General features: G+C 73.2%; 14 protein-coding genes and 1 pseudogene. 8 read left to right on the forward strand and 7 right to left on the reverse strand.

The annotated features are described in order from the left end of the window. The 4 genes from OG509_RS31845 to OG509_RS31860 all read left to right on the forward strand — a co-directional run bounded on the left by OG509_RS31845 (position 1) and on the right by OG509_RS31860 (position 5,439). Positions 1 to 1,953 (forward strand): fumarate reductase/succinate dehydrogenase flavoprotein subunit, encoded by a 1,953-nt coding sequence (locus OG509_RS31845; protein WP_406186070.1) that lies wholly within the window; start codon positions 1 to 3, stop codon positions 1,951 to 1,953. After that, complete coding sequence (locus tag OG509_RS31850) at positions 1,950 to 2,696, forward strand: succinate dehydrogenase/fumarate reductase iron-sulfur subunit (RefSeq protein WP_406186071.1); 747 nt, start codon at positions 1,950 to 1,952, stop codon at positions 2,694 to 2,696. Before OG509_RS31845 ends, OG509_RS31850 begins: the two co-directional genes overlap by 4 nt. A gap of 189 nt (positions 2,697 to 2,885) precedes the next feature. Continuing rightward, complete coding sequence (locus tag OG509_RS31855) at positions 2,886 to 4,640, forward strand: stealth conserved region 3 domain-containing protein (protein WP_406186072.1); 1,755 nt, start codon at positions 2,886 to 2,888, stop codon at positions 4,638 to 4,640. Between the two features lie 136 nt (positions 4,641 to 4,776). Beyond that, on the forward strand, positions 4,777 to 5,439 hold the full coding sequence (locus OG509_RS31860) for a hypothetical protein (protein WP_406186073.1): 663 nt from the start codon (positions 4,777 to 4,779) through the stop codon (positions 5,437 to 5,439). A 3-nt stretch (positions 5,440 to 5,442) separates the two neighbouring features. On the opposite strand, the gene OG509_RS31865 is transcribed toward OG509_RS31860, so the two are convergent. Next, positions 5,443 to 7,851, reverse strand: a complete 2,409-nt coding sequence (locus OG509_RS31865) for an ABC transporter (RefSeq protein ID WP_406186074.1) — start codon at positions 7,849 to 7,851, stop codon at positions 5,443 to 5,445. Between the two features lie 52 nt (positions 7,852 to 7,903). Further along, a complete protein-coding gene (locus OG509_RS31870; RefSeq protein ID WP_406186075.1) occupies positions 7,904 to 8,929 on the reverse strand; it encodes an LLM class flavin-dependent oxidoreductase in 1,026 nt (341 codons plus the stop codon). A 66-nt stretch (positions 8,930 to 8,995) separates the two neighbouring features. On the opposite strand from OG509_RS31870, the gene OG509_RS31875 reads away from it, so the two are divergent. Further along, positions 8,996 to 9,490 carry an HAD family acid phosphatase gene (locus OG509_RS31875; protein WP_406186076.1) on the forward strand — a complete coding sequence of 165 codons (495 nt, stop codon included), beginning with the start codon at positions 8,996 to 8,998 and terminating at the stop codon, positions 9,488 to 9,490. 46 nt (positions 9,491 to 9,536) lie between these two features. Here OG509_RS31875 and OG509_RS31880 read toward each other — a convergent pair whose 3' ends face one another. Next, positions 9,537 to 9,752: a dodecin gene (locus OG509_RS31880; RefSeq protein ID WP_030159985.1), complete on the reverse strand. Its 216-nt coding sequence runs from the start codon at positions 9,750 to 9,752 to the stop codon at positions 9,537 to 9,539. A gap of 166 nt (positions 9,753 to 9,918) precedes the next feature. Between OG509_RS31880 and OG509_RS31885 the strand changes: the two genes are divergently transcribed. From OG509_RS31885 to OG509_RS31895, 3 genes and pseudogenes are all read left to right on the forward strand, one after another. Continuing rightward, entirely contained in the window at positions 9,919 to 11,181 is a 1,263-nt protein-coding gene (locus OG509_RS31885; RefSeq protein ID WP_406186077.1) for an extracellular solute-binding protein, read from the forward strand. Between the two features lie 285 nt (positions 11,182 to 11,466). Continuing rightward, entirely contained in the window at positions 11,467 to 12,321 is an 855-nt protein-coding gene (locus OG509_RS31890) for a GNAT family N-acetyltransferase (RefSeq protein WP_406186078.1), read from the forward strand. Beyond that, positions 12,318 to 12,845: pseudogene (locus OG509_RS31895) on the forward strand (lysophospholipid acyltransferase family protein); the annotation flags it as partial. The gene OG509_RS31890 and the pseudogene OG509_RS31895, both read left to right, overlap by 4 nt. Before the next feature lie 239 nt (positions 12,846 to 13,084). Here the strand turns inward: OG509_RS31895 and egtD are convergent. Genes egtD through egtA form a run of 4 tightly spaced genes read right to left on the reverse strand, consistent with a single transcriptional unit; the run spans position 13,085 to position 17,602 of the window. Further along, on the reverse strand, positions 13,085 to 14,161 hold the full coding sequence (gene egtD, locus OG509_RS31900) for an L-histidine N(alpha)-methyltransferase (RefSeq protein WP_406186079.1): 1,077 nt from the start codon (positions 14,159 to 14,161) through the stop codon (positions 13,085 to 13,087). Further along, entirely contained in the window at positions 14,158 to 14,916 is a 759-nt protein-coding gene (gene egtC / locus OG509_RS31905) for an ergothioneine biosynthesis protein EgtC (protein ID WP_406186080.1), read from the reverse strand. The genes egtD and egtC overlap by 4 nt, the downstream gene beginning before the upstream one ends. Continuing rightward, on the reverse strand, positions 14,916 to 16,268 hold the full coding sequence (gene egtB / locus OG509_RS31910) for an ergothioneine biosynthesis protein EgtB (protein WP_406186081.1): 1,353 nt from the start codon (positions 16,266 to 16,268) through the stop codon (positions 14,916 to 14,918). Before egtB ends, egtC begins: the two co-directional genes overlap by 1 nt. Beyond that, complete coding sequence (gene egtA / locus OG509_RS31915; protein WP_406186082.1) at positions 16,265 to 17,602, reverse strand: ergothioneine biosynthesis glutamate--cysteine ligase EgtA; 1,338 nt, start codon at positions 17,600 to 17,602, stop codon at positions 16,265 to 16,267. The genes egtB and egtA overlap by 4 nt, the downstream gene beginning before the upstream one ends. Positions 17,603 to 17,724 lie beyond the last annotated feature (122 nt).

The following is a 17,724-nucleotide window of genomic DNA, read 5'->3' on the forward strand; positions in this document are numbered from 1 at the left end:
ATGAGCACCGACTACGCCCACTACGCCACCGGCGAGCCGATCGCCGACACCAAGGCCCCCGAAGGCCCCATCGCCGAACGCTGGGACCGGCGCCGCTTCGAGGCCAAGCTCGTCAACCCGGCCAACCGCCGCAAGCACACCGTCATCGTCGTCGGCACCGGCCTGGCCGGCGGGGCGGCCGGCGCCACCCTGGCCGAACAGGGCTACCACGTGGTCCAGTTCTGTTTCTCCGACTCCCCGCGCCGGGCTCACTCCATCGCCGCGCAGGGCGGTATCAACGCCGCCAAGAACTACCGCAACGACGGCGACTCGGTGCACCGCCTCTTCTACGACACCGTCAAGGGCGGCGACTTCCGCGCCCGCGAGTCCAACGTCCACCGCCTCGCCCAGATCTCCGTCGAGATCATCGACCAGTGCGTGGCCCAGGGCGTCCCCTTCGCCCGCGAGTACGGCGGCCTCCTCGACACCCGCTCCTTCGGCGGCGTCCAGGTCTCCCGCACCTTCTACGCCCGCGGCCAGACGGGCCAGCAGCTCCTCCTCGGCGCCTACCAGGCGCTGTCCCGGCAGATCGCCGCCGGCAACGTGGAGATGCACGCCCGCACCGAGATGCTCGACCTGATCACCGTCGACGGCGTGGCCCGCGGCATCGTCGCCCGCGACCTGATCACCGGAAGGATCTCCACCCACTACGCCGACGCCGTCGTCCTGGCCTCCGGCGGCTACGGCAACGTCTTCTACCTCTCCACCAACGCCATGAACTCCAACGCGACCGCCGTCTGGCGGGCGCACCGGCGCGGCGCGTACTTCGCCAACCCCTGCTTCACCCAGATCCACCCCACCTGCATCCCGCGCACCGGCGACCACCAGTCCAAGCTCACCCTGATGAGCGAGTCCCTGCGCAACGACGGCCGCATCTGGGTCCCCAGGGCCAAGGGCGACACCCGCCCCGCCGCACAGATCCCCGAGGCGGAGCGCGACTACTACCTGGAGCGGATCTACCCCTCCTTCGGCAACCTCGTGCCCCGCGACATCGCCTCCCGCGCCGCCAAGAACGTCTGCGACGAGGGCCGCGGCGTCGGCCCCGGCGGCCAGGGCGTCTACCTCGACTTCGCCGACGCCATCCGCCGCATGGGCCGGGACAAGGTCGCCGAGAAGTACGGCAACCTCTTCGACATGTACGAGCGGATCACCGCCGAGAACCCGTACGAGGTCCCCATGCGGATCTATCCGGCCGTGCACTACACGATGGGCGGGCTCTGGGTCGACTACGACCTCCAGACCACAGTCCCCGGCCTCTTCGCGATCGGCGAGGCCAACTTCTCCGACCACGGGGCCAACCGCCTCGGCGCCTCCGCCCTGATGCAGGGCCTCGGCGACGGCTACTTCGTCCTGCCCTCCACCATCAACGACTACCTGGCCCGCCACCCGCACCAGGACGCCGTCGACGACGGCCACCCCGAGGCCGCGGCCGCCGTACGGGAGGTCCGCGACTGCCTCGCCAAGCTGCTCGCCGTGGACGGCGACCGCACCCCGGACTCCTTCCACCGCGAGATCGGCGAGCTCATGTGGGAGTACTGCGGCATGTCCCGCACCGAGGAAGGACTGCGCAAGGCCCTCGCCCGGATCCCGGAGATCCGCGAGGAGTTCTGGCAGCGCATCAAGGTCCCCGGCAGCGGCGAAGAGTTCAACCAGTCGCTGGAGAAGGCCAACCGCATCGTCGACTACCTCGAACTCGCCGAGCTGATGTGCCTCGACGCCCTCCACCGCGCCGAGTCCTGCGGCGGCCACTTCCGCGAGGAGTCCCAGACCCCGGACGGCGAGGCCGCCCGCCGCGACGAGGAGTTCGGCTACGCCGCCGCCTGGGAGTACCAGGGCACCGGCGCGGCCCCCGTCCTGCACAGGGAAGACCTCGTCTTCGAGTACGTCCACCCCACCCAGCGGAGCTACGCATGAAGCTCAACCTGCGCGTCTGGCGCCAGCAGAACCCCGACACCCCCGGCGCCATGATCACGTACGAGGTCGACGGCATCTCCCGCGACATGTCGTTCCTGGAGATGCTCGACACCCTCAACGAGGACCTCATCCTGCGCGGCGAGGACCCGGTCGCCTTCGACCACGACTGCCGCGAGGGCATATGCGGCGCGTGCAGCCTCGTGATCAACGGCGACGCCCACGGCCCCGAGCGCACGACCACCTGCCAGCTGCACATGCGCTCCTTCGACGACGGCGCCACCATCGACGTCGAGCCCTGGCGCGCCGCCGCCTTCCCGGTGGTCAAGGACCTCGTCGTGGACCGCGGTGCCTTCGACCGGATCATCCAGGCCGGCGGTTACGTCACCGCCCCGACCGGATCCGCCCCCGAGGCGCACGCCACCGCCGTGCCCAAGGCCGACGCCGACTCCGCCTTCGAGCACGCCGAATGCATCGGCTGCGGGGCCTGCGTGGCGGCCTGCCCCAACGGTTCCGCGATGCTCTTCACCTCCGCCAAGGTCAACCACCTCAACGTGCTGCCGCAGGGCTCGCCGGAGCGCGAGACCCGCGTCCTCGACATGGTGGCCCGCATGGACGAGGAGGGCTTCGGCGGCTGCACCCTCACCGGCGAATGCGCCACGGCCTGCCCCAAGGGCATCCCGCTGCCGTCCATCTCCGCCATGAACCGTGAATGGCTGCGGGCGGTCCGCAAACACGGAGCCTGAGGAATCTGAGAACTCCCTGTGAGACGGGAACAAGGGACTCCAGGCACTTGCGTGAAAAATGAACGAAGGGAAAGGTGGAGGTGAACGAGGCATCCGCCCCTGCCTGCCGCACGGCACCGCACCCCCTCACGCCGGGTGCCGTCCGCATCCTCGGGTGCCGCACACCGGCGCCGTCTCGCGAGGTCGTATATGCAGGGCCGTTCCCGTCTCCCCCTTCCCTTCGGCCTGCGCCGGATCGTACGGACGCTGCGCCGGCCCGGCGGCGTACCGAAACAGCCGGACGCCGCCATGCGGGAGAGCACCGGCAGCGGGAGCCCGGCGCCGCCCCCGCCCGGCCGGGCCCGTGAGGACGAGCTGCTGGGGAAACTGCCCGGCCTGGTCCGCCACCGCGGCCGGCTCTCCCGGGTCCGCGACGACCTGCTGCCCGCCGGCGCCCGGGACGCCAACCTGAGCGCGGTCGCCGAGGCACTGGAAACGGCCGCCGTCCCGTACGGGCTGGTCCCCGACGGGGAGCTCCGACACCGGGTGGCCATCGCCCCGGGCGACCGCGCGAGCGCCCTGAAAGCATGCGCCGCGGCCTTCGCAGGGCTCCCGGTGTACGCCAGGCTCCTCGGCGATGGCGATGGCGATGGCGATGGCGATGGCGACGGCGGCGGCGAAGCCGGGGAGGTCCTCGCCGAAACACTCCCCGAAGCCGTCGCGGCCCAGGAGGGCCCGCCTGCCGACGCCCACCCCCCGAAGATCAAGGGGATCCGGCTCTTCCAGCCGGTCGTCACCTCCGGCCGGACCGTGGCCTACGGCCCCGAAACCGGCTGTGACCTGGAGTTCTGGGAGGCCGCGGAGTCGGGCATCGGGGCGATCGCCGGGTTGCGCGAGACCCCGTACGGCTGGTGGGTGCCCACCCTCGAAGCCACGTCCACCACCCGCGTCGGCGACCGCGATCACCCCGTCGTCGACGCCTTCGCGGGCCGTTTCCCCGACGACATCGACTTCCCCGTCGACGCCGTGATCACCTGGGTCGACGCCGCCGACCCCGCCTGGCGCCGCCGCCGGGACCGCGCCGCCGCGGCCGCCGCGGGGTCCGGCCCCGCCGGGCGCGCCCCCGTCGACCACGCCGAGAACCGCTACCGCGACCGCGGGGAGCTCCGCTACTGCCTGCGCTCCATCGCCGCCCACGCGCCCTGGATCCGCCGCGTCTTCATCGTCACCGACGACCAGACCCCGCCCTGGCTGGCCACCGACCACCCCCAGGTAACCGTCGTCGACCACCGCGAGCTGTTCGCCGACCCCGTCGGCCTCCCCGTCTTCAACTCCCACGCCATCGAGAGCCAGCTCCACCGCATCCCCGGCCTCGCCGAGCACTTCCTCTACTTCAACGACGACATCTTCCTCGGCCGCCCCCAGCGCCCCCAGAACTACTTCCTCTCCTCCGGTCTGCCCAAGGTCTTCCACGACCAGCGGGCCGTGGCCCCCAGCGCCCCCGGCGCCGATGACGACGACGTCTTCACCGCCTCCCAGAAGGCCACCCGCCACGCGGTGGAACAGGCAGCCGGCCGCACCTATCCGCACATCCTGGCCCACACCCCGTACCCGCTCAGCCGCTCCCTCTTCGCCCACGTCGAGGAGCGGCTGCCCGGCCGGCTGACCACCACCAGCCGCTCGGCCTTCCGCAGCGCCGACGACCTCGCCCCCGTCACCCTCGCCTCCCACCTGGCCCTCGCCGACGGCCGCGCCGTGGAGGGCGAACTGCACCACGCGTACGTCAGCACCGGCCGGGCGGAGGAGATCGACCGGCTGCCCGGCCTGGCGGCCGACCGCTGGGCCGACGCGTTCTGCCTCGCCGATGACGACACCGGACCCGGGCTCTCGCCCCAGGAGCAGCAGCGCGCGGTCACCGCCTTCCTGGAGGCCTACTTCCCGGTGCCCTCGCCTTACGAGAACTGAGGGTCTTACGCGAGGTGCGGGCCTGACGAGCGGCCTCGGCCGATCGGCTGATCCGATCGGCCGACCGGGCGCTCGTGCCGGCCCTACGCCGCGCCGCGCCACGGAGGCGTCCGGCCGGTGGGGGACAGTGGGCCCCATGCCAGAAGCCCCCGCCGGGTCCGGACCGCGCCGCCGCACCCTCCTGGCGGCCGCCGCCCTCGCCCCGCTCGCGATGGCCGGCTGCTCCGCGGAGGATCCGTCCACCGCCGCCCACGGCCCGAAAGCCGCGCCGAAGGACGCCCTGGTCATGCTGATCCGGCACGCGGAGAAGCCGTACGCGGGGGACCTGGGCGAGGACGAGGACGGCAACGAGGACCCCGGATCCCTCGCCGGGCGCGGCCGGCGCCGGGCCGAGGAACTGCACCGCCTGTTCCCGCCGGCCGGTGGTTCGACGCTGCCGCGCCCGGCCGTCGTCTTCGCGGCAGGCGGCCCGTCCGGTCCCGGAGGCCGACCCCCCGCCCGCTGCCGCCAGACGGTCGAGCCGCTGACCACCGCCCTCCGTGCGCCGCTGCGCGCCGAGTTCGCCGTCGGCGCCGAGGAGGCCCTGGCGCGCGCCGCGCTGGCCGCCCCGATGCCCGTACTCGTCTGCTGGGAACACACCGGCGTCCCCCGCCTGATCCACGCCCTCGGCGCCCACCAGGTCCTCGGCGTCCCCGCCGCCTGGCCCGACCGCTACGACCTGGTGTGGACGTTCACCCGTCGGCAGGGCCGGTGGAGCTTCCGCGAACTCGCGCAGCACTTGCTCCCGGGCGATGCGTAGGCACTAGCGCAGCGCCCGCGCGAGGTAGCCCGCCGTACGGCCCGCGCCCGCGGCGGCGACCTGTGCCGGCGTGCCCGCCGCGACGATCCGGCCGCCGTCCGTGCCGCCGCCCGGACCCAGGTCGATCACCCAGTCCGCGCCCGCCACCACCTCCATGTCGTGCTCCACGACCACCACCGAGTGCCCGGCGTCCACCAGCCCGTGCAACTGCCGCAGCAGCACCCGCACATCCGCCGGGTGCAGCCCGGTCGTCGGCTCGTCCAGCACGTACAGGGTGTGGTCGCGGCGCAGGCGCTGGAGCTCCGTCGCCAGCTTGATCCGCTGCGCCTCGCCGCCCGAGAGCTCCGTGGCCGGCTGCCCGAGCCGCAGATAGCCGAGCCCGATGTCCTCCAGCGCCCGCAGACTGCGCGCCGCCGCCGGGACCCGCGCGAAGAAGGCCGCCGCGGACTCCACCGTCAGGCCCAGCACCTCCGCGATGTTCAGCCCCTCGTACCGCACGTCCAGGGTCTCGGTGTTGTACCGGGCCCCGGCGCACTGGGGGCACGGGGCGTACGTACTCGGCAGGAACAGCAGCTCCACCGAGACGAACCCCTCGCCCTGGCAGGTCTCGCACCGGCCGCCCGGCACGTTGAAGGAGAACCGGCCCGCCTTCCAGCCGCGCGCCCGCGCCTGCGGAGCCTGCGTGAACAGCTTGCGCACCACGTCGAACAGGCCCGTGTACGTGGCCAGGTTGGACCGCGGGGTCCGGCCGATCGGCTTCTGGTCCACCTCCACCAGCCGTCGCACCGGGAACCCCGGATCCGCGATCCGCTCCCCGACCTCCCGGGCGAGCACCTGGCCCACCAGCGTGGACTTGCCCGACCCCGACACGCCGGTGACCGCCGTGAACACCCCGAGCGGGAACTCGGCGTCCACGCCCCGCAGGTTGTGCCGCTCGACGGCGGTGAGCCGGACCGAACCGCTCGCCGCCCGCACCGGCCGCCGTCCCGCCTCCGCCTCCGCCCCGACCGACCCGAACAGGTGCCGCGCCGTCGCCGACTCCGCCACGCCCGCGAGCTCCCGCGGCGGCCCGCTGTACAGCACCCGCCCGCCGTGCTCCCCGGCCAGCGGACCCACGTCCACCAGCCAGTCCGCATGCCGCACCACGTCGAGGTGGTGCTCGACCACGAACACCGTGTTCCCCGCCGCCTTGAGCCGGTCCAGTACGCCGAGCAGCGCCTCGGTGTCGGCCGGATGCAGTCCCGCCGACGGCTCGTCCAGCACGTACACCACCCCGAACAGCCCGGACCGCAGCTGCGTCGCCAGCCTCAGCCGCTGCAGCTCGCCCGCCGACAGGGTCGGCGCCGTGCGGTCCAGGCTCAGATAGCCGAGCCCGAGCTCCACGACCGGCCCGATCCGGGACCGCAGGTCCTCGGCGAGCACCCGGGCCGCCTCCCCGCCCGCGGGCGCGTTCTCCCGTACCGAGGCCAGTACGGTGTCCAGGGCGGTCAGCGGCAGCGCCGCGAGCTCCGCGATCGTACGGCCCGCGAACGTCACGGCCAGCGCCGCAGGTCCCAGCCGCCGGCCCGCGCACACCGGGCACGGTGAATCGGTCAGGAACCGCTCCGCACGGGCCCGCAGCGTGGCGCTCTTGCTGTCGGAGAACGTCCGCATCACGTAGCGGTGGGCGCTCATGTAGGTGCCCTGGTAGGGCCGTTGGATCCGGTCCGCGTCCCGCACCGGATGCACGGTGACCACCGGCTGTTCCTCGGTGAACAGGATCCACTCGCGGTCCTTCGCCGCCAACTCCCGCCAGGGCGCGTCCACGTCGTACCCGAGGACCTCCAGGATGTCCCGGAGGTTCTTGCCCTGCCAGGCCCCGGGCCAGGCGGCGATGGCCCCCTGACGGATCGACAGCCCCGGATCCGGCACCAGGAGTTCCTCGCTGGTGCGGTGGATGCTGCCAAGTCCGTGGCAGGAAGGGCAGGCCCCGGCGGCGGTGTTGGGGGAGAAGGCGTCCGAGTCGAGCCGCTCGGCGCCCGGCGGGTAGGTCCCGGCGCGCGAGTACAGCATCCGCAGGGAGTTGGACAGCAGGGTCACCGTCCCGACCGAGGACCGCGAGCCGGGGGAGGAGCGCCGCTGCTCCAGGGAGACCGCGGGCGGCAGCCCGGTGACGGAGTCCACCTTCGGGGCGCCGATCTGGTGGATGAGGCGGCGGGCGTACGGGGCCACCGACTCGAAGTACCGGCGCTGGGCCTCGGCGTAGAGCGTGCCGAAAGCCAGGGAGCTCTTCCCGGAGCCGGAGACCCCGGTGAACACGGTCAGGGCGTCGCGCGGGATGTCCACGTCGACGCCGCGCAGATTGTGCTCCCGGGCACCCCTTACCCGTACGAAGGGGTCGTGGTGGGTCTCGGGCGCGGTGGAGCGGTGCATTCGCCCCAGTTTACGGGCCGCTTTGCAGGCCGCTTCCCAGGGCTGCCCGCAGTCAGAGCCCGCCCGGCTCGGCCGGCCCGGCCGTCCCCGCCAGCCCTGCCACCCGGGCCAGCCGCTCGAAGGAGTCCAGCAGCGCCGTGCGGTCGTACGTGGAGGTGGTGACCAGCAGCTCGTCCGCGCCCGTCAGCGCGGCCACCTCGGCCAGCTGCTCCGCGACCTGCTCCTCGGTGCCGTGGATGTGCCCGGCGAGCCCGCCCTCGTACAACTCCCGCTCCTTCGGGGTCATGGACAGCGCCTCCACCTCCTGCGCCGGGCGCAGCGGAGGGAAGGTGCCGTGGGTGCGGGAGTACGCGAGGGACCAGGCCTCCGGGACGAGGATGCGCCGGGCGGCCTCCGGGGTCCGCGCCACGGCGACCGTCCCGGAGACCACCACGTACGGCTCCGATCCGGCGGCCGAGGGGCGGAACTCCGCGCGGTAGCGCTCGATGACCTCCGTGACCCGGCCCCGGGTCCGCAGGTCGCCCACCACCAGCGGCAGCCCGGCCCGGGCCGCGATCCCGGCGCCCTCGCCGGTGGCCAGCACGTAGGCCGGTATCCGCAGCCCCTCCGCCGGGCGGGCGTGCACCTCGGGATGCGCCCGCTGGCTGCCGTCCAGCCAGCCCAGCAGCTCCGCCAGCTGCTCCTCGAAGCGGTCGGCGTCCCCGGTGTCGCGGCCCAGCGCCCGCCGGATCCCGCCGGTGAAGCCGACCGAGCGGCCGAGCCCCATGTCGATCCGGCCGGGGAACAGCGACTCCAGGACCCCGAACTGCTCCGCGATCACCAGCGGTTGGTGGTTGGGCAGCATCACCCCGCCCGTGCCGACCCGGATCCGCCGGGTGGCCCCGGCGACGGCCGCGGCCAGTACGGCGGGTGCGGAGCCCGCGACTCCGGGGACGCTGTGGTGCTCCGACACCCAGAACCGGTGGTAGCCGAGCAGCTCCGCCGCGCGGGCGAGCTCCACGGTGTCGCGCAGGGCCTGCGGGGCCGGATGCCCCTCGCGGGTGCGCGACCGGTCGAGGATGGAGAGTTTGCGGATCACACAAGGCTGTAACGCACACGCGCCGAAAGGATTCCCCGCCAGGATTCCCTGCCTAATCTGACCCGTATGAGTGACAGCAACGACCGCCGGCCGCTGGCCGTCTTCGACATCGACAACACGCTGGCCGACACCGACCACCGCCAGCACTTCCTGGAGGGCCGGCCCCGGGACTGGGACGGCTTCTTCGGCGCGGCCCCGGCCGATCCGCCGCTGGCGCGCGGGGTGGCGCTGGCGGTGGAGCAGGGGGCCGACTGCGAGGTCGTGTACCTGACCGGGCGCCCGGAGCGGTGCCGCGCCGACACGGAGGAGTGGCTGACCCGGCACGGACTGCCCGAGGGCCGGCTGTGGATGCGCGGGAACCAGGACCGCAGGCCGGCCCGGACCACCAAGCTGGAGGTGCTGCGGCGGATCGCCCGGGGCCGGGAGGTGCGGTTGCTCGTGGACGACGACGAGCTCGTCTGCCAGGCGGCGCGCGCCGCGGGCTTCAAGGTGGTCCAGGCGGACTGGGCGGCGGACGCGCCGGAGCTCAAGTCGGCACAGGAGGGGGAGGGTCGCACCTGACGGGCCGCGTCTGACGGGCCGCACCTGATCCGTGGCGGACCCCGGCTCAGTCCTCGCCGTCGAGGCGGAACCCGACCTTGAGCCCCACCTGGTAGTGCGCCACCGCGCCGTTCTCGATGTGCCCGCGCACCTGCGTGACCTCGAACCAGTCCAGGTTGCGCAGCGTCTGGCCGGCCCGGGTGATGCCGTTGCGGATGGCCTGATCGATGCTCTCGGGGGAGGTGCCGACGATCTCGGTCACCCGGTAGGTGTGGTTCGACATGGGTTCTCCCGACGGTGGGGGGCTTTTGCCTCGTTCCACGGTGCCCCAGTAAGTGCGTCTCCGCGAACTTTGTGTGAACAGTCCCGAGCGGCAGGGCCTTGACCCACCCATTGGTCTATGCCAATTTCAAGCCATCTCCGAGACCGGACTCCAGAAGGTGACCTTCGTGAAGATGCGCTTCCTCGCCGTGTGCACGGCCCTCGCGGCCGCGACCGCCCTCACGGGCTGCAGTCAGCTGGCGGGATCGGCCGGAGGGGCGCAGAAGGTGACCCTCTGGCTGATGAAGGGAAGCGCCTCGGAGGACTTCATCGCGAAGTTCACCTCCTCGTTCGAGAGGGAGCACCCCGGCGTCGACCTGGACGTCAAGATCCAGGAGTGGACGGGCATCGGCGAGAAGGTCAACGCCGTGCTCGCGGGCAAGAGCGCCGAGAGCGCCGACGTCATCGAGGTCGGCAACACACAGGTCGCCCAGTACATCGAGACCGGCGGCCTGTCCGAACTCACCCTGGAGGGCCTGCGCGAGTGGGGCAGCAAGGACTGGCTCAAGGGCCTCTCCGACCCGGGAAGCATCGACGGGGCCCAGTACGGCGTCCCGTGGTACGCCGCCAACCGCGTGGTGATCTACAACAAGGACCTCTTCGCGAACGCCGGCATCAAGACCCCGCCCAGGAACCGGCAGGAATGGATCCAGGCCACCCAGAAGCTCGACAAGGGCGACCGGGAGGGCATCTACCTGCCCGGCCAGAACTGGTACGTCCTCTCCGGGTTCATCTGGGACGAGGGCGGCGAGCTCGCCGTCGAGACGGGCGGAGAGTGGGTCGGCACCCTCGACGACGACAAGGCCCTGGCCGGCATGGAGTTCTACAAGCAGCTCCAGGCCCTCGGTGACGGCCCCAAGAACGCCGACGAGGAGACGCCCCCGCAGTCCGAGGTCTTCGCCGGCGGCGAGGTCGCCCAGATCATCGCCCCGCCCGGCCAGGCCGCCGCCATCGAGGCCGCCAACCCGGCCCTCAAGGGCAAGCTCGGCTTCTTCCCGGTCCCCGGCAAGACCTCCGACAAGCCCGGCGCCGTCTTCACCGGCGGCTCGGACCTGATCATCCCCGAACGGACGAAGCACCGGCGCCAGGCCGTCGACGTGATCACCGCGCTCGTCAGCGAGACCTGGCAGACCGAACTCGCCCGCACGATGAGCTACGTACCCAACAAGGCCACCCTCGCGCACGTGGTCGACGGCAACGAGGGCGCGGCGAGCATGGCGCCCGGAGCCGCCCAGGGGCGCGCCACCCCGAAGTCCGCCCGCTGGGCCGAGGTCGAGGGCAACAACCCGATCAAGCCCTACATGACGGCCGTACTCACCGGAGAGGACCCGAAGCAGGCCGCCAAGGCGGCCTCTGACATGATCAGCAAGGTCCTCAGCTCCGACCGCTGAGCCCGGCCGAGGGGCGCTCCCAGCTCCCGAGTGCCCATCGTGCGCCCGTCGAGCGCCCCGCGAGCCCCCTTCGAGCGCCGCCCAGGTACCTGTCCAGCGCCTTTCGAGCGGGTGTCGAGCCCCCTTCGAGCACGTGCCGAGTCCCGGCGCGCCCGCCGAGTTCAGCGTTCGCACATCCAAGTGCCGCTGAGCAGTCATGTCGAATCCAGCCAGTCACGGAAGAAGTAAAGGAGCCAGGCCACACCACCTGCCGGCCTGGCTCCCGTGCCCGGATCAGGAGCCGCCATGACCATCGCCCCCCTGTCCCCGTCCACCCTTCCCCCCACCGTGACCTCGGCCGTCACTCCCCTCCTCACCCCCGCAGCCGTCCCCGCGGCCGCACCCGTCGCGGTACCCGCGGCCCTCCCCGCCACCCCCCACTACACCGTCCGCCTCGCCCGTGACGAGGACGAGGTACGCGCCGCCCAGCGGCTACGCCACCTGGTCTTCGCCGGAGAGCTCGGCGCCCGCCTGGACGGACCCGAGCCGGGCCTCGACTCCGACGCCTTCGACGCGTACTGCGACCACCTCCTCGTCGTCGAGGAGGAGACCGAGCAGGTCGTCGGCACCTACCGGCTGCTGCCCCCGGAGCGCGCCGCCGTCGCAGGCCGCCTCTACTCCGAGGGCGAGTTCGACCTCTCGGCCCTCGCCCCGATCCGCCCGGACCTCGTCGAGGTCGGCCGCTCCTGCGTCCACCCCGACCACCGCAACGGCGCCGTCATCGCGCTGATCTGGGCCGGCCTCGCCCGCTACATGGACCGCTCCGGCCACAACTGGCTCGCCGGCTGCTGCTCGATACCGCTCGCCGACGGCGGGGTCCTGGCCGCCGCCACCCGCGAGAGCGTCCTCAACCGCAACCTCGCCCCCGAGGAGTACCGGGTCACCCCGCACCTGCCCTGGAACCCCGAGGGCATCACCTTCCCGGGCCGCATGGAGCTGCCCCCGCTGCTCCGCGGCTACCTGCGCCTGGGCGCCTGGGTCTGTGGCGAGCCCGCCCTCGACGCCGAGTTCGGCTGCGCCGACCTGTACGTCCTGCTCTCCCTGCGGCGCACCAACCCGCGCTACCTCAAGCACTTCCTCTCGCTCGTCCCTGCCGCATGAGCGTCTGGCTGCCCACCTCGCCCTGCACCCCCGAGGCCTGCGCCGGCCACGAGGGGGAGCGGGCGAGCCTCGCCCGCGCGGTGCTCCGGCTCACCGCCGCCGTCGCCCTGATCCTGCTCGGGATCGTGGGCTTCCAGCCGGTCCGGCTGCTCCCCACCCGCCCCCGCCGGACGCTGGTACGGGCCTGGGCGACCGCCCTCGTCCGGGCCTTCGGCATACGGATCACCGTGCACGGAAGCCCCGGGCCGGGCGGCGGCCGCCTGATCGTGGCCAACCACATCTCCTGGCTGGACATCCCGCTCGTCGCCGCCGCCATGCCCTGCCGGATGCTGGCCAAGAGCGACATCGGCCACTGGCCGGTACTGGGCCCGCTCTCCCGGCAGAACGGAACCCTGTTCATCGAACGGGACCGGATCCGCGCCCTCCCCGGCACCGTCGAGACCATCACCCGCGCCCTGCTGGCCGGCGACCGCGTCACCGTCTTCCCCGAGGGCAGTACCTGGTGCGGGCGCGCCCAGGGGCCCTTCCGGCGGGCCGCCTTCCAGTCCGCCCTGGACGCCCGGGTGCCCGTACAGCCAGTCCAGCTCGCGTACCGGCTGCCGGACGGGAGCCTCGCCGGGGCGCCCGCCTTCGTCGGGGACGATCCGCTGACCGCCTCCCTGTGGCGGATCGCACGGGCCCGCGGGGTGCGGGCCGAGGTCCGGCTGCTGCCGCGGATCCCGCCGGGCCGGTACGCGGACCGGCGGGAGCTCGCGGCCGCGGCTCAGGCGGCCGTCGCCGTGGAATCAGTCTCCGTCGTCCCTGCCGTCTCCGTCCCCGCTTCCTCCGTCCCCGCCCCTTCCTCACTTCTCGCGGGCGTGCCGGCCCAGCCGAACTCGCCGTCGGCCACCGACAGGGACAGGGCGAAGCGGCCCTCCGTATCCGTCCACCACTGAGTCAATTCCAGTCCCGCCGCTGCGAGTTCCTTCCGTACGCCCTCCTGGCGGAACTTCGCGGAGACCTCCGTCAGGATCTCCTCGCCCGCCGCGAACGGCACCACCAGATCCAGGGCCCGGACCTTCACCACCACCTCCGACCGGGCCCGCAGCCGCATCTCGATCCATTCCTGCTCCCGGTTCCACACGGCGACGTGCTCGAAGTCCTCGGTGTGGAAATCCGCGCCCAACTCCCGGTTGACGACGGCCAGTACGTTCTTGTTGAACTCGGCCGTCACCCCTTGCGCGTCGTCGTACGCGGCCACCAGCACGGCCTCGTCCTTCACCAGGTCCGTCCCCATCAGCAGGGCGTCCCCGGGCGACAGCATCGCCCGTACGGAGGCCAGGAACACGGCGCGCTCCGGCGGCAGCAGATTGCCGACGGTGCCCCCGAGGAACACCACCAGCCGGGGCCCGGGCGCGTCCGGCAGCCGCAGCGGCTTCGTGAAGTCGGCCACCAGCGCGTGCACCCGCAGCCCCGGGTGCTCCGCCAGCAGCGTCCGCGCCGCCCCCTCCAGGGCGCTCCCGCTCACGTCCACCGGGATGTACGTGTCGAGCGCGGGCATCGCCTCGATCAGGTGCCGGGTCTTCTCGGAGGAGCCGGAACCCAGCTCCACCAGCGTGCGTGCCCCGCTCGCCGAGGCGATCTCCCCGGCCCGCGCCAGCAGGATCTCCCGCTCGGCGCGCGTCGGGTAGTACTCGGGCAACCGGGTGATCTCCTCGAAGAGTTCGCTGCCCCGCGCGTCGTAGAACCACTTGGGCGGCAGCACCTTGGGGGACACCGTCAGTCCGTGCAGGACGTCCGCGCGCAGCGCGGTGTCGGCGGAGTGCTCGTCGAGGGTGCGGGTCAACTGGAAGTCGCTCACTGGGAGGTCTCCTTCAGCGGGGTCAGGTCGACCCGTGTGCCACGGGCGGTCAGCAGGGTCCTGTCGGGTACTTCGCACCAGCGGGAATCGTCGTCGTACGGCTCGGAGGCCACCACCGTGCGCCCGGCCGCCGTGTCGGCCAGGTACCAGAGCGAATCGCCCCAGGCCGTGGCGGCGATGCCGGTGCCGTCGGTCAGCAGCAGGTTCAGCCGGGAGCCGGGCGCGGCCGCCGCGAGCTCCCGCACGGGCTCGGCGAGTGCCGAGCCGAGGTCGTCCCCCCGCTGCAGCCGGTGCAGCACCAGCGCCCAGACCAGCGCCGAGTCCGTGCTCGCGGCCAGGGACAGCAGCTCCGCGGGTGGCAGGGCGGCCGCGAGCGGCGCCGCCGCGTCCGGCCAGTCCCGTACCGCGCCGTTGTGGCTGAACAGCCACGGCCCGGAGCCGAAGGGCGCCGCCGCGGCCTCCCCGTCCGCCCCGAACACGGTGGCGTCCCGTACGGCGGCCAGCGCGGCCCGCGTACGGACGACCCGGGCCAGATCGGCGAAGTTGGGGTCCCCCCAGATCGGCCCGGCCCGCCGGTAGCGCGCGGGGGCCGGGTCGCCCTCCGCATACCAGCCGACGCCGAAGCCGTCGGCGTTGACCGTGCCGTGGCCCTGCCGGCGCGGCTCCCAGGACTGCCGCACGAGGGAGTGCTCGGGCTCGGTCAGCAGTCGGGCCAGGGGTATCTCGGGCCCCACAAAGGCGATATGGCGACACATCAGGCATCCCTCGCGGTCCGGAACCCGGAGAAGATCTGCCGGCGCACCGGCAGGTCCCAGTTGCGGAAGGTGCCCCGGCAGGCCACCGGGTCCACGGCGAACGAGCCGCCGCGCAGCACCTTGTGCTCCGGCCCGAAGAACACCTCCGAGTACTCGCGGTACGGGAAGGCTCGGAACCCCGGGTACGGCAGGAAATCGGAGGCGGTCCACTCCCAGACGTCGCCGATCAGCTGGCGCACCCCGAGCGGGGACGCCCCGGCCGGGTAGCTGCCCGCCGGGGCCGGACGCAGATGGCGCTGGCCCAGGTTGGCGTGCGCCGGGGTCGGGTCCTCGTCGCCCCAGGGGTAGCGGGTGGAGCGGCCGGTGGCCGGGTCGTGCCGGGCGGCCTTCTCCCACTCCGCCTCCGTGGGCAGCCGGCGTCCCGCCCAGCGGGCGTACGCGTCCGCCTCGTACCAGCTGACGTGCAGCACGGGCTCGTCGGCGGGCACCGGCTCGGTCACGCCGAAGCGGCGGCGCAGCCACTGGCCGGCCTCCCGGCGCCAGAACAGCGGTGCCTCGATCCCGTGCCGGTGTATCTGGTCCCAGCCCTCGGGGGCCCACCAGCGGTCGTCCCGGTAGCCGCCTTCGGCGATGAACGCCTGGTACGCGGAGTTGGTCACCGGCGCCGTGTCGATCCAGAACGCCCCGGTGTCCCGGGTGTGCGCGGGCCGTTCGTTGTCCAGCGACCACGGCTCGGCCGAGGTGCCCATCGTGAACGGGCCGCCGGGGACCAGGACTTCGGCGGCCGCGGGCGGCGGGCCCTGGGGGGGATCCGGATCGGGTGCGGTGAGCACCGGATCGCCCCGGCGCAGCTGATGGGTGATCAGCATGGTCTCGTCGTGCTGCTGTTCGTGCTGGGCGATCATCCCGAACGCGAAACCGTCGTCCAGCAGGGCGGAACCCTCCAGCGCGGTGCGCTCCAGCAGGTCGAAGACCCGGCCGCGCACCTCGGCCGTGTAGCGCCGGGCCTCCGCCGGCCCCAGCAGGGGCAGCTTCGGCCGCTCGGAGCGGGGGTGCTGGAACGCGTCGTAGAGCGGGTCGATCTCGGGGTGCAGGGAGTCGTGCCCGGCCACGTTGCGCAGCAGCCACAGCTCCTCCTGGTTCCCGATGTGGGCCAGGTCCCAGACGAGCGGGGACATCAGCGGGGAGTGCTGGGCGGTCAGATCGCGGTCGCTCACGGCATCGGTGAGCAGGACCGTACGGGTGCGGGCAGCGGTCAGGGCGGCGAAGGCCCGCTCGCGCAGGTCGGCGGGTGTCCAGCGGGTGGGCGCCAGGTCCGTCGGCGTTCGGTCGGCTGAAGGCGATGCGGTCATGAGCGGGCCCCCGTCCCGGTGAGCTGCAGGTATCCGTCGTCGGCCGGGCAGCGGCCGCGCAGTGTGAAGCGTTCGGCGAACGTGCCGACCACGTCTTGGACGTGCCGGCTCGCGCCGAGCCGCGGCAGCGCCTCGGCGGCGGCCCGGAAGCAGGTGGCCGCTGCCGTCCGCAGTTCCGGATCGGCCAGGCCGTGCCGGGCGGCGGACTGCCACAGCGGATTGCGCGGCGAGGGCCGCGGCCCGTGGGTGTCGGCCAGCGCCTTCGCCACCCGGTACGCGCTCTCGGCGGCCTCCGGGTCGTCGAACAGCGCGTGGACGACTGCCACCGGCACCAGCCAGCCGTCGTCGCCGGGTTGGGCGTCGATCATCCGGAACTCCAGGTGGCCGCGCGGGCGCACCGGCGGGAACAGCGTGGTCAGGTGGTACTCCAGGTCCTCGGCGGTGGGCGGCCGCAGGCCGTCCGGGCCCGGGGTGCCGTTGCCGGCGGCCCCGGCCTCGCTTGCGCGCAGCCAGTCGCGGAAGGTCATGCCGTAGGGGGCCGGCCACGGCCCGTCGCCGGTCGACCGTACGCACATCACCTCGGTGTCGAGCGCGTGCCGGGTCCAGCCGCTGCGGGGTTCGGTGTCCAGCGGCGGGGCGAGCGAGCGCCGGGCGTCGAGATCGTTCCAGATCCCCTGGCGGGAGCACCGCCAGCCGGCGTACGGGCCCTCGTGTGCGGGGGAGTTGGCGAAGGCCGCCACGAACACGGCGCCCAGCAGATGCGCCAGCCGCCAGCGCCGGCCGTACCCGAGCGGACCCGGTTCCTCGTACCCGGCGTCCACGCAGACCTGCACGGAGGCGGAGGAGCACATCATGGCGCGCCCGGCCGGGCCGGTGCGGTCGAAGTAGCTCTCCATCGCGTCGTAGCGCGGGCTGTACAGCAGGCGGCGCAGCGGCCGGCGCGGATCGCGGCCGGTGCCGCGCAGGGCCAGGCCCTGGGACCGCAGGGCGGCCCGTACGGCGGTGAGATCGGCCTGCAGGCCGTCCACGCAGTCGGAGAGGGAGGGGGCGGGCGCGGAGCTGAGCTCCAGCTGGCCGCCGGGCTCGACGGTGAACCGGGAGTGCAGGGGCAGGGCGCGGGCCGCTTCGTGCGCCGCGGTCAGCCGGTCGGGCGGCAGTATCTCGCCGGGCCGCTCGGCGTCCAGTACGAGCCATTCGAGCTCGGCGCCGAGGGTGCGGGGCGGGCCCGTCTTGAAACAGATGCCGTGGACCAGGTCCTCGGCGGCGGTTTCGCTGAGAGCGGGTGGGTCGCCCTGGGCCTGCGGGTCTGGTGGGGCGTACGAGTCCTGTGGCATGGCAGGGTCTCCTGTCCACGGGTGTGACTTGACCATGCCTACCTACCCGTCCTTGTCGGCCTGAAAAGGGGGGAGCGGCCACCGCGCGGAAAATCTCTGGCCGCGGGTGGTTCCTGCTGCCG

It is taken from the genome of Streptomyces sp. NBC_01006, from assembly GCF_045162725.1.
Classification (GTDB): Bacteria; Actinomycetota; Actinomycetes; order Streptomycetales; family Streptomycetaceae; genus Streptomyces.